Below are 13,824 nucleotides of genomic sequence, written 5' to 3'. Positions count from 1 at the left end.
AATCCTGTGATGCACAAGGGAAATTGGCAGAGTGGTTGAATGCACCGGTCTTGAAAACCGGCGGACGTTAATAGCGTCTCCAGGGTTCGAATCCCTGGTTTCCCGCCAAGATTCACACGAAAGCCTCGCGAAAGCGGGGCTTTTGTGTTTTTGGGGTTTGGCAAAGCCATCAGCGTACAGGCTGATAGTTTCCGCATCCTTTCAGGCGGTTTCCGCAACTCGTTGCAAATTGCGGTCAGCGAGTCGGCTTCACGATCTCCCCAACGCGTCGATATACGGTCTCGGTTATCCGCTTGTCTGTGAGTCCCAGGAGCCGGCTTGCATCTCCTAGGTCGAGGATCTCGCTTGCGGCCTTGGGGCGGATGTCGCGGAACTGGAACTTTCGAATGCTGGCTGCCAACACTCATCAATACAGGTCGACGTGGGCGTGTGCCGAACGGTGCGCAGGATCGCCAAGCACTGTACGAAAGAGCTCTGAAGGTGCTGCCATGACGCCCGTGAATTGCCTGGCGTCGATCCTGCTGGCGATGGTGGTCAGCACTGGTGGGACTTGGCGCGTACAGGACTGGCGTTATGGGGAAAAGCTGGCTGGCATTGGCGAGGCCCAAGCGCTTGCTATCACCGAGGCTGGCAATGTGGCCCGGAAAGAAGAACAGCGCCGTCAGGCTCAAGTTAATAAGGAAGCAAGCGATGCGCGAGAACAGAACAACGTCAGGTGATTTTCGCGCTCACTACCCTCTGTCGGGGGACTGGCGCATCCGAAGGAGAGTTACCGCAGTCAGTAGGCAGGTTGCAGCAGCGCTAACAAGAGCAAAGGACATGAGGGTGGGCTTCCTTGCGAGTAAAAATTTGCTCACCAATACCGGCAATGTGCCACTTTTTCAGGCTTTAGAGAGCTTCCCTGACAACCCAAGCTACTAGAGTCGCTATGGGGCGTGATATCGTTTTGCCTCTATTGGTGGAGGCAGCAGATGAACGTCAAAAACTGGCAGGGATGGGAGCCTGAGTGGTTAAAGCTCACGGAACACTATAAGAGCGCACCTGTTGTCCCCGGGGCATATATTATTTGCGCAGACAGGGCGCTCAATCGCGCGATAGGCGTGGATGAGAACGGAATATTGACCATTGGAGAGTCAGATAATCTTAGGCGCCGCCTCTCTGCATTTGTTCGATGCGCAAAAAATCCTGGAGCAGCCGGGCATATGGCTGGCTGGCGTTTCAACTATGCGGCGTTTGAGAAAGTCTTCCCTCTAGAAACGCTTTGGGTGAGTTGGTATCCGACTTCTGATAAAGCGGCTGCGTACGCGAAGGAAGGGGAAATGCTGGCGTTGTATCTGGCTGAACATTACGAGCTGCCTCCGCTGAATTACAAGTTCAATTGGCCAAGGATTGAAGAGTAACGGCACTCGCTTTGCTCACTAGCCCGGTGGTCGGCTGTCGGTATGCCGCAGTAAGCGACTGGCTCCGTGCAAACCCAGCATTTTGCTGGCTGTTATCGGACGAATACCGTGGTAGCGATTGGGTATAGGTTGATGTATTACTACGCAAACTAATTTGAAGGATCAAAGCAATGCGTTTTTTGATTGGCTCATTGATGTTGCTCACCTCTGCTGTAGCGCTCGGCGATGAAGCCCAAATGAAGCAGTGGGAAAAGATGGATCGCTGCTCGAATGCGGCCTTTATCGCGGTACAGATCCTGGAGGAAAGCGCGGACACCTCCAAGCAGGCGCTGGCGCTACATGGAGCGGTAGAAGGGCTCAAAACCAACACAACGTTGAAAGAAGCTACACCCACTGGAAATGAAGTCAGGGGTGCCTACAACTTTGCTCTCCGGATTTCTTACGGGATGCCTCGGCCCTTCGCGAAGCGTGAGCATGATTGGCTCATTGCCCAAGCTGCGACTTCGTGCACTTTATGGGTTCCAAGCGTTAGCGCCCAGTAATCATAGCGAGTGGATGGCTGGCGCTTCCTTGAGTCAGCATCGAGGGTGTGCGTCATTGGTAATACCTACGCTGCACCCCTGGAGCCTGCTGGATGAATCCTCAAAGCCCACCTCGCCATGTCGCAACGACTCAAGTCGCGCCAGGCACTCAAGCCCCTGTCGTCCACCCACCTATTTGGCATAGTGGTCCGGATTTACCGATCATTGGCAGCACGGGTTCGGGCATTTTGGGTTTCTGCTTTGCGCTGCTTATGTTGTTGCCGGCTTTTGGCCTGGCGATATTGCTTCTTCTCGGACTTGGCGCGATGCAGGATGTGCCGTCCAGCGATGAGTCGAGTTTTACGACGTCGTCGCTCATCCTGTTCCTGCTTGGTTTTGTTGTGCTCATGGGGCTGGTCTTCGGGTGGTTTTTCTCTGCGCCTAGCGTGCAAGCCTTCACGTTTGACGAAGGTCAGCAACTGCTTACCCTCACGGTCACCCGTCGCGGCCGTAAACCCTCCGAATTGCGCGTGCCGTTTAGCGACATCCTTTATATCTGCCCCTACCAGCTCGCCATGTTTGATCGCGATGGCCATTTTAGCGTTGTGTATAAGGGGCCGAAGGACAAAGTGTTCGAATACCGATTTGCTGAGGGTACTTCTCTGGAAGAAATCGAATTTCATTCGGCGTGGTTGCGAGGAATAATTGGCGAACGGATGCATGAACTACTGAATCTGGACAAATGAACGAAGCACGTGGGTAATTGCACTCCACCTGACCACACATTTGCATTCGACTTGACCAGTCATTTGCATCGGGTTTGACCAGTACACTGGGTGGCCCTAACTGGCAGAAATCGGCCAGAAGCAGCCTTTCATGATCGGCTGTTAGCCACCTGTAACCTCGCGCTGCACCCGGATCGCGACCCATCGTCCGGCTTTGCGAAATGTCAGGCAAGCCATACCATACCTTCACGTCATCAAAGGCTAATGGAATGGCACTACAACTCAGACAAGCACGTGTTACCGATCTTCCGGCCATCTACAGAGGCGAGGAGAGCTATATCCGCTGTTGGGAGCCCGAGCATGAAGCATCGTGGCGAGCCCAACTGGAACGGCACCTGACGCGTTGGGTAGAGAATTTTGAACGTCTGAACGTCGCGTTCATGGGTAATGCCTTCGCAGGTTACTCACTCTGGATACCTGAGCAGAGTTACGCAGAACTTTGCACTATCCATGTAAGTCCAGAACATCGGCGTAGCGGGGTGGGAATGGCCCTCTTGGAAGCCTATGCACTGGACGCGGCACGGCACGGATTTACGCAGTTGCGGTTGAGTGTGCGACCTGATAACCCCGCGAAGAGGATGTACGAGAAGGCAGGGTTTTTATGCACCGGTACCGGTGCCCATGATTACCTGACGTATAAGCGCCAAGCGTGAGGGGTGTTCGGTGCGGGTCCGCTTCTGGCCCAAAACAGTCACGATGTATTTCGTAAATCGTTGGGCAATGCTGTGGCTTGCCTTCATTCGACAGGATGCTTGGGAGGGCAAAAACGGTTCCCAAACTCAAAACGCCCCCCCTGCAGAATGCGGTCTGTAGACTGACCGGTTGCCATGAGTAATGGAACGCCGACGGCCTTCAGGGCGTCGGCCCGCTTGAATTTGCCTATCGGTCTTGAAAACCGGCGGATGTTAATAGCGTCTCCAGGGTTCGAATCCCTGGTTTCCCGCCAAGATTCAAACGAAAGCCTCGCGAAAGCGGGGCTTTTGTGTTTCTGGGGTTTGGTGGCGGAACACGGTTTTTCGTAGGCGTTCCGAAACGTTGCCTATTTGAAAGGCTTGGCGATTGCACCTATTGCATGAGTCGCCTCATCTTGCCCTGCGATCCGAACACGGCACAATGAGGGTCCATGCTCAGCTTGGACCCACCGCAATTGTCCCGTTAAATCTGTGGCTTTTCTGACGAGCTTTTACTCGTCATCTCTTTGTTTTTTTACTATTATCACTCACCTGCGCACTCAAGGAAGAGAGGCTGAGCGCCTTGAGTCTGGTAGAAAATTTATACTCGATCATCGAGTGAGTTATTACTTTTACCCAGAACCTAACGACTCAGCCAACCATAATTACGTCTTGGTGAAACCGATGTATAAACTGTGTGGCATCGCTGTAGTGGTAGGACTTGCCCTCTCTGGATGCGCTACGAAAACGCCAGAAAAATCTAACGTGACTCCGCCTCCTGCCGTCGTCCAGGAAGCCCCCCCTGAAGTCGCGTCTTCGACACCACCTAATTGGACTGTGCGATATGAGGCTGCACCTGCGGGCACCAGTGCTGACTCCCACGTCCCTGCCTCTGCGGAAGCTGCTCAGTCAGAATCAGAAACAGACTTAAACCAAAATCGCGCAGAGCAATGCCGTAAAGAACTGGACGTTTTGAAGGTTTACAACAAAGCGTCTTACGTTAAATACGAGGCGGAGTACCAAGCCATTGCTGCCAAGACCGCTAAATATATGGAAATCAAAGACTCATTAGGTCCTGACTTGAACTACATGGTTATGCCCGCTTATCAATTTCAAATTCGTGAGTTCTGCTTCCGCGTTAAGACCCGTCTATCGGAACTTGTGCTTCGCCAAGCCAAATAGCCTCGTGCATGATGGTCAGCAAGCGGTTCTTCACCCGTAAGGCTGAAAAGCCCTTTGATTTATCCAAGACCATAAAAGCCAATGCCCCGACTCGTCGGGGCATTGGCTCTTTACCGACGCGGGTTGCGAGACCCTACGCTACGGTGTACTTCATATCTTCACTCACTCGCAACCCGCAGCCTCTTCACCCGATACATCTCCCCATCCGCATGACTCAACAGCGTATCCGCATCCTCTCCATCCTCCGGATAAAACGCCACGCCGACGCTGCAAGACGGCATTTTCACTCCGCCAAACTCGGCTCCCAGTGGCTCAGCCATGACCGCAAGTATCTGCGCCACCTTCCCGGCAACCGCATCCGGCGACTGGATATCCGTGATCAGTACCGTGAATTCATCACCGCCCATCCGGGCCACTAGATCGCCTTCGTGCACACAGCGCTCTAGCCGTCGTGCAATCACACAGAGCACGCGATCGCCCATGGCATGACCATGCACATCGTTGATGCACTTGAAGTCGTTGATGTCCAGAAACAGCAACGCCAAGCTCCGGTCATGGCTCTGTGCACTTTGCAGCGCACTGTCGAGCCGATCGTTGAACAGCGATCGGTTGGTGAGGGCCGTCAGCGGGTCATGATGGGCGAGGAAGCGTAACTCTTCCTCGGCCTGGGTGAGCGCCGTTACGTCCCGCGCGACACCGATCCGCGCACCGACTTCTTTGGACCAGAAGGCCGCCCACAAAATGTGTACGACGCTGCCATCCTTGCGCAGATAACGGTTGCGGAAGTCGACGTGGGCTTGGCCATTCATGACCCGAACTATTGAGGCGCGGGTGCGCGCGAGGTCTTCAGGGTGCATGTAGTGGATGATCAGGGTGCCGATCAGCTCTTCGGCGCGGTAGCCGAGCAGTGACTCACAGGCGTCGCTCACGAAGACAATCTGGTTGTCGCTGTCGACGACGAATACCGTATCCAGCATCAAGTGGATCAGTTTTGGATAGAGCGCTTGTAGGTCAACGGGCATGGGGCATTGGGCGTCCGGTTCAGATGGCCTGATCATAGCCCAATCATGACGGGCGGCGGCGGGGAGTCCTGCGAGTTTTTAATACCGTTCATACTCGTCGAACCCCGGTTATTCAAAACAGGTGCTCACACATATGATCAGGCCCAGCCCCTCACTTGTTCGCTAAGCTGACCCGCCAAACGGCGTCTGCATTTATTGGCGCCTACTGCAAGCACGAGCCATGGCTCATCAATGGCGCTTGTTCTTATGCTTGTGCTTATTGTTGCCTTTGTGCTTTTTCCCGTCAGATCGATGATTGCTCTCATCATCCGCCAGGTTGTTGCCGAGCGCGCCACCTGCAGCGCCACCGAGACCCGCTCCGATAGTCGAACCAGTTGTGCCGCCCAGACGATTGCCTATAAGTGACCCACCCGCAGAGCCAACTCCGCCGCCTATCGCAGCTTCTGTCCTCTTACCCTTCTGGGCACCGACTGCTCCACCGGCGGCCCCCCCTAAGCCTGCGCCTACCGCTGCACCCGTTGAGCCGCCAAGCTGTTGGCCGACGATATTGCCAAGTGCACCACCAACGCCACCTCCAAGAGCGGCTGTACCATCACCGGCGGCTATCGCTCCTTGCGATATCAGAACACCCAACACCAGGGCGGGTAGTGTCATTTTCATTTTGTGAACCTCTATGGGCTGTCAGCAGGCGTTAATCTTTAAAGCACGCTTGGGATTAAAACAAAAGCTCGAAGTTCTGCGCGGGCGGCATATGGCAAGCATGCTGGCCCCCGACTCGCGAAATTAAATCTGACATTGAAACGCAGATGCCGACCTCACGAGCATAGACGGTGGAAGGCACTGAAAGTAGCGCCTGATAGCAACTCTCGCCGTCTCGCTATTCCACACTCACCATTTTTCGGTAAACCAGTATCTGGCGAGTTTCACTTGGTTTCTGAGGCCTGTCTGACCTTTGACACATACGTCCTCCAGTTCCTCGGCTGATTTTGGAGGCGCCTTCTTAAGGCTGGGCTTCAGGCCGTCCTTAAAGGTCGGTCCAAATTCTGGGCTGGCCTCTGAAAGGAATCGGATCGCCTTCGCGTAATCGTCTTCAAGGTCTTGCGGGAGAGTGCCACATGCGGCTTTTGTATGCTGGTAGACCTGCCCCCACATGAATCCCGATTTATCAGGCGTGCTCAGCTCCGAGTAAGTGTCTGCGGCAACACAGGTGCAGGAGAAAACCAGCGAGATTGCAGCCATGCAAATGTGCTTCTGGTTAATCAGCAAGCGCTTTCCATTGTCGTCACTCATTTACCTTTCCTGGTCCCGAAAAAACGAACGGCAAGCTTATACAAACACCGAGAAATAAACAGGCCGTTGCGGCGGTTCCACGGCCAAGGTTGTTACTGATGCCCGCCGAAACGTATGATCAGGCCGAGCGCCTCATCTGGTCGCTAAAGCCTCACCTTCTATAAAGGACATGAGCATGGAAAAGCACTTCGGTAATTCAGGCCTGTTCAAGGCTGCTTCGTCTCACTGCAACGAAACTCTGGGCAGCGGCATTGCCCACTGGGAGTTGAAGAATATTGCGTTGAATACGAAGGAGTTTTTGATATGTCCAAAGAACTACTCGGAGTTTCTGCTCTAGGGTTGATGATCATCGGTGAGTTTTGTGCAATCTACAGTGAGGTGGTGACCGCCAAGTTAGCTCAAGCGGGCGACGGCTCATGGCACGCTTTCATCATGCCTGTTGTGTTGATGTGCTTTGCCGGGCTTTGTCTGCTGGGGGCTTATTGGCTGGGGTATCTTGCGGTCGGTGACATTTGGGTGGTGACGGTTGTGTCCGTTACCTCCTTATTGCTGCTGGAGCCTATCGTAATCTGGGCGCTGTTTCAGGAGTTCCCCGGTCGAGGCGCATTGATCGGGTTTTGCCTGGGCGCCTTAGGTATGTTGTCCACGATCTTGCTATAGCTGCACGCTCTGGCCCGGCAATCGACTGTCGGGCCAGATGATGGCTTATAGCTGGCAATACCTCTCACTGCCGCAACTGCAGCTGAATGTGAAGGCAGTCACACGCCGCTCAACAAAAAAGCTGAGCCACCGAAAGCAGGCAAATCACCTGAACAACCATTTGAGCGCGAATTGGATGTTTCATTGCCGTCTCCCTCATGTACAGCTGCTGGTGAGTATGCCGGGGCGATATAGAAAAACGCGCCAAGCCGTTCAAAGGTTGAAATGCCACCCTGGATCGCCAACAACACACGCAGCTGTTGCAAACAGTATAGAGCCTAAAAAAAATTCTTCACGTTTGAGCCCGTTCACCGGCCGGACGGTATCTGCTTACAACTATCTAGCCACGGCCATTGCACTTTTTTTGATTTCTTAGCTCTATCCTTGTCCCAGCCCCGCCGATTCCCGCGTGGGCAGATGAGCCAGATCGGGTGCCGATGGATCGCACGTTTCCTCGTTTCAATATTCGACGGCTACGCCAGCCCATGCTGCTGGCTGCCGTGCTGATGCTCTGCGCCAGCGGTTGCAGCCAGCAACAGGGTCGGGATATCGCCAAGCAGTTCAGCAATGGCAAACCTGATGAATTCTTCCAGACCAGTGTCGATCGCATGGCAACACTGGGCATGCGCGACAATTTGCAAAGCCTGTATTTGCTCATGAACAAGCTCTATCTGCGTAATCCCAGCCAGTGGCGTCAGTCGGGTTACCCGGATGCGGTGACCGCTGCGCGGGAGATTCGCCAGGCCATCGAGCAACGCCGATCCCTTCCAGCGCTGGGGGAGCGCCGTGACTTGGCGGCGCTGAGCTATTCCTTGAGCCCGGAATTCAAAGGCGACCGCGTCGGCGCTTTTATCTATGCCATCGGCAGCATGATCGTGACTGCTCACGGTGGGCGCACGGAGTTTTACATCACCGATGCGATCAACCCTGAATTCGTCAGCAATGCTGCGCGCAATATCGAGAAGGCCACCTGGCTGCTGAGCAAGCGCCAGGATGCGAATGGGGTGTTGCTGCTGTTTTCCAACGAGATATCGGAGGAGGGCAGCAACCTGAGTTTCGCGGTGGAGTTCGGCAAGATTGTCGCTCGCCTCGATCTGCTGACCCAGATGCTCGATGAGCGCTACCGGCGCATAGGTGTCAACTACGCGCAGAGCTTGTTGCTGATGAATTTTCTGCCGGTGCAGTAATCGTGCGGTAGCCGCCTGCCTGAAACCAATCGGCGAGGGCGTCTGCCCCCATTGGCTTGGAGATCAAGAAACCCTGGGCCTCCGAGCATCCCCATTGAGTGATCAATTCGAGGGTATCCGCGTTTTCCACGCCCTCTGCGACTACCTTGTAGCTGAGTCCCCTTGCCAATTCGATCAGGGTTTTGACCAGACGCGCATCTTTTTCATGGGTTTTTATGTTGCTGATCAATGACTGGTCCAGCTTGACCGAATCAATGGGCAATTGGCGCAAGTACGTCCAATTGCTATAGCCCGTGCCGAAGTCATCAATAGCAACGCCTATGCCGTATCCGCGGGCTCGTTCAAGTTGCCGGCTGACCGTGTCTGCATCAGTCATCAACGCGCTTTCGGTAAACTCCAGCTCGAACGTGGCAGGGTCGAGTTGGAGCCTGTGGATGTCATCGATCATCTTGTCGATAAATCGCGGTGTTTCCAGGTCGCCCGCGGTGACGTTCATGGCGATGCGAATCACCAGCCCTTGCTGTTTCCAGGACAGTGCCTGATGGAGGACTGCGTCGAGTACCCAAAAACTGATCGAATGCATCAGCGCGGTTGTTTCCGCCAAGGGAATAAATTCCGAAGGGGAGATCGCGCCGAATAGCGGATGCTCCCAACGCAGCAATGCCTCGACACTGCTGCATTCACCCTGCGGCAGTTGGATCTTCGGCTGGAATACCAGGCTTAATTGATGACGGGCACGCATAGCGTCCGGCAACGAACTCAAGAGCATAAAAGCACGCTGCTGCGCCGCATCGATGTGCGGTTGATAAAGCGACCACCCCAGGTTTCTGTCCCTGGCGTCGTCCGCTGCGGCAACGACGAGCCTGATCCAATCCTGCGGCTCGCCACTGGTGACTGCCAGGACACCAATACCGGCATGCATGAGAATCGGGATCCCGTGGCACTCGACGGGGGTATGAAAATCTTCAAGAATCCCGGCGCACACATCCTCCAGAGGCACGCTGCCTTTTGACAAAAAGCCGAAGCGCGTCGGGCTGATTTTATATAACAGGCATTGGCTGGGCAGCAGCGCGTGCAAACGTGCTTTGATCGCCAGGATCAGGTCCTGGACGAAGTTGTAGCCGAGCGCTTTGACCACGTTGTTCAAGAAGGCCGGGGAGACAATATCAACGGCAAAAACGTGAAAATGCTCGGACGTCGCCGCTGCCTGGCGGATGTCTTCCTCAAACCGCAGGCGGTTGAACAGCCCGGTAGGCTGGTCGATGTAAATGCGAGCACGCGCGCCAGTGATGTGCATCATCACCAGCTCAGCGAAATACACCAGCATGGAAAAATCACGCTCGCTCATTGGCTCGCGGGGCACGGTGTCGATGATACACAGACTGCCCAGCGAGAAGCCGTCAGCCGTCATCAGTGGCGCACTGGCGTAATACCGAATGTAGGGCGTGCCGGTGACCATCGGATTGTTTATAAAGCGCTCGTCGTTGTGCGAGTCGAGAATCTCAAGCGGTACCCGGTCGAACAGCGAATAGGCGCAAAATGAAATTTCGCGCGCGGTTTGCTCTTCTTCAATGCCGATGCGTGCTTTGAACCACTGCTGATGCTCATCGATGATTGAAATCAGCGCGATGGGCGCACCGAAATAGTTCGAGGTCATCGCGACCAGTTTTTCGAAGGCGTCGTCGTGTTCGGCATCGCGAGCGCACAAGGCTGCGACGCGCTGCAAGCGTTGTACTTCATAGTCTGAAGTCGGAGTTGCTTCGTCCATGTTGACCCCTGCGTATACGTAGACTTGCCTGAAACCTATCAGCTACGGTGTCCTACCGGATTACCTATTTATCTATCAAGACAATAGCAAATCATTGTGCAGGGTTGCAGCCTTGTGCCGGCGGTGGAAGCGGGCGCTTGCCTCGTCGACACCGCTCGGAGCAATAGCGCACCTCGTCCCAGCATTATCTTGCGGCTTACGACGCGCTTGAAAGCGGCGCCTTGACGACGCCATCCCGTCAATCGTCCAGGCTGAACGTCAACCATGCGGCGTGTTCAGCCTGACGGTTGATTTCCACGATCACACCCTTCACAACGCTGCCATCAGGCAGCCTGACTTCCACGTGGTTAGCGTGTCCTGGCCACTGTACGGGCTGATCGACTTCCAGGCGTGCGATGGTCGGCGTGCCGCTTTCCGAAAGGCGCACGGTCACATTTTCGTTCAAGCACTCGTCTGGCTCCACGCCCAAGTGGCGAGAAGCCAACAACACACTGGCAGTGCCCTGATAAGTTTGAGACATGAGATTGCTTCCTTTAATTAGCGGGCGGATTCAGGCGGTAGACCTCCTGCCTGACCCAGAGGTTTCCACGGAGTGATTGCCGGTTATGCAAGGCCTTAGAGAAAACCGGATGGCCGGCCCTATCTGCCAGTAGGGGGTTTCACTTTTGCATGTAGGAGGCGGCCTATCTTGCACCCCGTGGCTTGAAACACCTGTCTGCCGGCAATAGCCTCGGATTTTTCTGAAAGTGAAGCCTTCACGATGGGTAAGCGAAAAACGGTTTGGCCGACTGAACGCGAAATACGCCTGCGCTTTATCCTCTTCGCGGTAATCGACGCGGCAAGCGCTCAGGGTGTTTCCTCCGAGTTGTTGCTGCCAGCGCACAAATTACTGCGTGAATCGCCCACTGAGGCGCAGGTATTGAGAACGTTGGGCGAAATTCTCGACACTGATGAAATGGTTGGGTTCAGGTTTGCTCCAGGATCAGAAGCAGAGGAATTGATGCGGACGTTAGGCGAACCTGGCGGCTGAGTTCTTTGCGTCCGAAATGACAGTATCTGCGAACCAGCTACAGTTGATGCTGTTTTGTGAAGGGGCTGGTGCGTTAATAGGGAGTGACCTGGCGGGCGTCTCAGTCTTCCCACCACGTGCCCCCGAATTCCAAGGACTTGCCCGATGCTGTTGCGCCACCCTCCGTTCCTGTTTGCCGCCCTGACGTTAAGCTCACTGGTGCACGCCGAAGACCTGCAATTGGCCCCGGTCGAAGTCACCGGCAGCGAAGCCAGCGCCGGTGAAATGGCGCAGGCGCAGCTCAGAAACGTCCCCGGCGGCACTAACTACATCGACATGAACAGCGTGCAGCAGGGGCGGGTGAGCACCAACGAAGACGTGTTCAAGTACCAGGCCGGGGTGTACGCCAAGGCAGCGAACAATGAAGGGGTGAAACTCTCGATTCGCGGTTCTGGCCTGAACCGCAGCCCCGGTTCCCATGCCTCCGGCTTGTATGAAATGTTCGACGGTCTGCCACTGACCGGGCCTGGTGGCACCCCCTATGAGCTGAAAGACCCCTTGTGGCAAAGCCGCGTCGAAGTGCTGCGCGGCGCCAATGGTTTTGACCAGGGCGCCCTGGCCCTCGGTGGCGCGGTCAACTACGTGACCCGCACGGGCTACGATGCGCCTAAGTTGCAGGTGCGATACGAGGCGGGCAGCAAGGGTTACGCCCAGCGCGAGATCAGTTCCGGCCAGGTCTTGGGAGATGCCGACTATTACATCAGCCTCACCGACTCCGCGTCTGACGGCTACCAGCACCAGAGCGCCGCCACCGGCAAGGGCGTGGCCGCTAACTTCGGCTACCGCTTCAACCCGGACCTGGAAACCCGCTTTTATTTCCGCTACCGCGAAACCACCAACGACACCCCCGGCAAGCTCACGCGCGCGCAAATCAGCCATGACCCGCGGGCGGCCAACAGCCTCAACGCCGCCCGCGACTCCAAGCGCCTGCAACCGGGCTCCACCTGGATCGCCAACAAGACCACCTTGCAGTTGGACGACAATTCCCGGGTCGAAGTCGGGCTGGCCTACCACGACTACCCGATGGACCTGCGCGAAGGCACCAACCGCCTTAAAGTCGCCTACACCGATGTCAGCGGCACCCTCAACTACATCCGCCAGGACACGCTGTTCGGCCACGACAGCAAAACCACGCTGGGCCTGCGCACTACCCAAGCGATGCCTAACAACGGCGCTGCGGAATATGTGCGCACGCCCGCCGTCAATACCGCTGGCTACGCCCCGGGCACCAAGACCCGCGACTACAGCTATCTGGGTTCCGACACCGTGCTGCATATCGGCAACGACCTGGAGCTGGTCCCTGACCTGTGGCTGACGACCGGCCTGGCCGCGATCTACACCCGGCGCGAAACCCAGGTCACCTACCCCGAAGGCCAGGCGCCGCTCAGCCAGCACGACTGGGACTATGCGCCGCGCATCGGCCTGCGTTATGACTTCAATCCGCAACTGCAGGTGTACGGCAACCTGAGCCGCTCGGTCGAGCCGCCGCACGCGTGGTCGATGATCTGGGGCTCCAACAAATACTTCACGAGTGGGCCGGCCAAAGGTTTGGCGCGCGAAGGCGTGAGCCTGGAAAACCAGACCGCCACCACCCTGGAAATCGGCGGGCGTGGCGAAGCGTGGCTCGGCCAATGGGACCTGGCGCTGTACCGCTCTGAAGTGCGCCACGAACTGCTCACCGTGGAAACCCAGGCGCAAACGTCCACCAGCAATGCCATTATCGCGGAAGCCAATGCCAGCCCCACTGTGCACCAAGGCCTGGAAGTGAGCCTGCTCAGCCCCTTGTGGGACGGCGGCCGCAACGGCCAGCTCTCCCTGCGCCAGGCCTATACCTTCAGCGACTTCCACTACCGCGACGACGACCGTTTCGGCGACAACACCTTGCCCGGCATCCCCAAGCACTACTACCAGGCGCAAGTGCGCTACAGCCACCCGACGGGTTTCTTTACCAGCCTCAATAGCGAATATTCCTCGCGCGTGGCGGTCGACTACGCCAACTCCTATTACGCTGCGTCCTACACCATCCTCGGCGCCACCTTTGGCTACGACGCGCCAAAGCAAGACTGGCAAGCCTGGGTCGACCTGCGCAACCTCACCAACCGCCGTTACGCCAATACGGTCACGCCGGGCTATGACGACAAGGGCCAGGATGTAGCGCGTTCGACGCCAGCGGATGGCCGCGGCATCTACACCGGCGTCTCCTGGAGCTGGCGCTGACAGGCAAGCCAGC

15 protein-coding genes, 1 tRNA gene and 2 pseudogenes are annotated in these 13,824 nt (G+C 56.1%); 11 read left to right on the top strand and 7 right to left on the bottom strand.

Annotation, left to right across the window (positions count from 1 at the left end; genetic code table 11):
• Window positions 1-17 precede the first annotated feature (17 nt).
• Window positions 18-108, top strand: a tRNA-Ser gene (locus tag HU722_RS17680).
• 127 nt (window positions 109-235) lie between these two features.
• On the opposite strand, the pseudogene HU722_RS28905 reads toward HU722_RS17680, so the two are convergent.
• Window positions 236-400 (bottom strand): annotated as a pseudogene (locus HU722_RS28905) (integrase); the annotation flags it as partial.
• Window positions 401-488: 88 nt separating this feature from the next.
• Here HU722_RS28905 and HU722_RS17675 point away from each other — a divergent pair.
• The 6 genes from HU722_RS17675 (at window position 489) to HU722_RS28900 (ending at window position 4,559) form a co-directional block, all read left to right on the top strand.
• The gene (locus tag HU722_RS17675) at window positions 489-719 is read left to right on the top strand and encodes a hypothetical protein (RefSeq protein WP_175405789.1); all 231 of its coding nucleotides are present in this window, start codon (window positions 489-491) and stop codon (window positions 717-719) included.
• A gap of 252 nt (window positions 720-971) precedes the next feature.
• The gene (locus HU722_RS17670; protein ID WP_065881926.1) at window positions 972-1,400 is read left to right on the top strand and encodes a hypothetical protein; all 429 of its coding nucleotides are present in this window, start codon (window positions 972-974) and stop codon (window positions 1,398-1,400) included.
• Window positions 1,401-1,570: 170 nt separating this feature from the next.
• On the top strand, window positions 1,571-1,942 hold the full coding sequence (locus tag HU722_RS17665; protein ID WP_225930638.1) for a hypothetical protein: 372 nt from the start codon (window positions 1,571-1,573) through the stop codon (window positions 1,940-1,942).
• Between the two features lie 92 nt (window positions 1,943-2,034).
• Window positions 2,035-2,667, top strand: a complete 633-nt coding sequence (locus tag HU722_RS17660) for a hypothetical protein (RefSeq protein WP_065881928.1) — start codon at window positions 2,035-2,037, stop codon at window positions 2,665-2,667.
• Between the two features lie 200 nt (window positions 2,668-2,867).
• Window positions 2,868-3,359, top strand: a complete 492-nt coding sequence (locus HU722_RS17655; protein WP_309304401.1) for a GNAT family N-acetyltransferase — start codon at window positions 2,868-2,870, stop codon at window positions 3,357-3,359.
• Between the two features lie 702 nt (window positions 3,360-4,061).
• Window positions 4,062-4,559 carry a YuaE family lipoprotein gene (locus HU722_RS28900; protein WP_225930637.1) on the top strand — a complete coding sequence of 166 codons (498 nt, stop codon included), beginning with the start codon at window positions 4,062-4,064 and terminating at the stop codon, window positions 4,557-4,559.
• Between the two features lie 158 nt (window positions 4,560-4,717).
• Here HU722_RS28900 and HU722_RS17645 read toward each other — a convergent pair whose 3' ends face one another.
• From HU722_RS17645 to HU722_RS17635, 3 genes are all read right to left on the bottom strand, one after another.
• On the bottom strand, window positions 4,718-5,581 hold the full coding sequence (locus HU722_RS17645) for a sensor domain-containing diguanylate cyclase (protein WP_065890834.1): 864 nt from the start codon (window positions 5,579-5,581) through the stop codon (window positions 4,718-4,720).
• 228 nt (window positions 5,582-5,809) lie between these two features.
• The gene (locus HU722_RS17640; protein ID WP_065872107.1) at window positions 5,810-6,241 is read right to left on the bottom strand and encodes a glycine zipper domain-containing protein; all 432 of its coding nucleotides are present in this window, start codon (window positions 6,239-6,241) and stop codon (window positions 5,810-5,812) included.
• Window positions 6,242-6,469: 228 nt separating this feature from the next.
• Window positions 6,470-6,871: a hypothetical protein gene (locus tag HU722_RS17635; RefSeq protein ID WP_065946311.1), complete on the bottom strand. Its 402-nt coding sequence runs from the start codon at window positions 6,869-6,871 to the stop codon at window positions 6,470-6,472.
• A gap of 342 nt (window positions 6,872-7,213) precedes the next feature.
• On the opposite strand from HU722_RS17635, the gene HU722_RS17630 reads away from it, so the two are divergent.
• Both HU722_RS17630 and HU722_RS17625 read left to right on the top strand, forming a co-directional pair.
• The gene (locus HU722_RS17630) at window positions 7,214-7,531 is read left to right on the top strand and encodes a hypothetical protein (RefSeq protein WP_065882052.1); all 318 of its coding nucleotides are present in this window, start codon (window positions 7,214-7,216) and stop codon (window positions 7,529-7,531) included.
• Window positions 7,532-8,007: 476 nt separating this feature from the next.
• Window positions 8,008-8,757 carry a hypothetical protein gene (locus HU722_RS17625; RefSeq protein WP_065872109.1) on the top strand — a complete coding sequence of 250 codons (750 nt, stop codon included), beginning with the start codon at window positions 8,008-8,010 and terminating at the stop codon, window positions 8,755-8,757.
• Here HU722_RS17625 and HU722_RS17620 read toward each other — a convergent pair.
• The 3 genes and pseudogenes from HU722_RS17620 to HU722_RS17610 form a co-directional block, all read right to left on the bottom strand.
• A complete protein-coding gene (locus HU722_RS17620) occupies window positions 8,708-10,525 on the bottom strand; it encodes a sensor domain-containing phosphodiesterase (protein ID WP_065872110.1) in 1,818 nt (605 codons plus the stop codon). The genes HU722_RS17625 and HU722_RS17620 overlap by 50 nt on opposite strands.
• A gap of 91 nt (window positions 10,526-10,616) precedes the next feature.
• Window positions 10,617-10,709, bottom strand: a pseudogene (locus HU722_RS29085) (DUF2256 domain-containing protein); the annotation flags it as partial.
• A 54-nt stretch (window positions 10,710-10,763) separates the two neighbouring features.
• On the bottom strand, window positions 10,764-11,045 hold the full coding sequence (locus HU722_RS17610; RefSeq protein ID WP_065872111.1) for a hypothetical protein: 282 nt from the start codon (window positions 11,043-11,045) through the stop codon (window positions 10,764-10,766).
• A gap of 240 nt (window positions 11,046-11,285) precedes the next feature.
• Between HU722_RS17610 and HU722_RS17605 the strand changes: the two genes are divergently transcribed.
• Both HU722_RS17605 and HU722_RS17600 read left to right on the top strand, forming a co-directional pair.
• Entirely contained in the window at window positions 11,286-11,555 is a 270-nt protein-coding gene (locus tag HU722_RS17605; RefSeq protein WP_065872112.1) for a hypothetical protein, read from the top strand.
• A 144-nt stretch (window positions 11,556-11,699) separates the two neighbouring features.
• Entirely contained in the window at window positions 11,700-13,811 is a 2,112-nt protein-coding gene (locus HU722_RS17600; RefSeq protein ID WP_065890788.1) for a TonB-dependent receptor family protein, read from the top strand.
• Window positions 13,812-13,824 lie beyond the last annotated feature (13 nt).

Origin of the sequence: Pseudomonas tritici, assembly GCF_014268275.3 — a bacterium.
Taxonomy (GTDB): domain Bacteria; phylum Pseudomonadota; class Gammaproteobacteria; order Pseudomonadales; family Pseudomonadaceae; genus Aquipseudomonas; species Aquipseudomonas tritici.
Note: the sequence above shows the minus strand (reverse complement) of the source record. Positions and strands in the feature narration are given on the sequence as shown.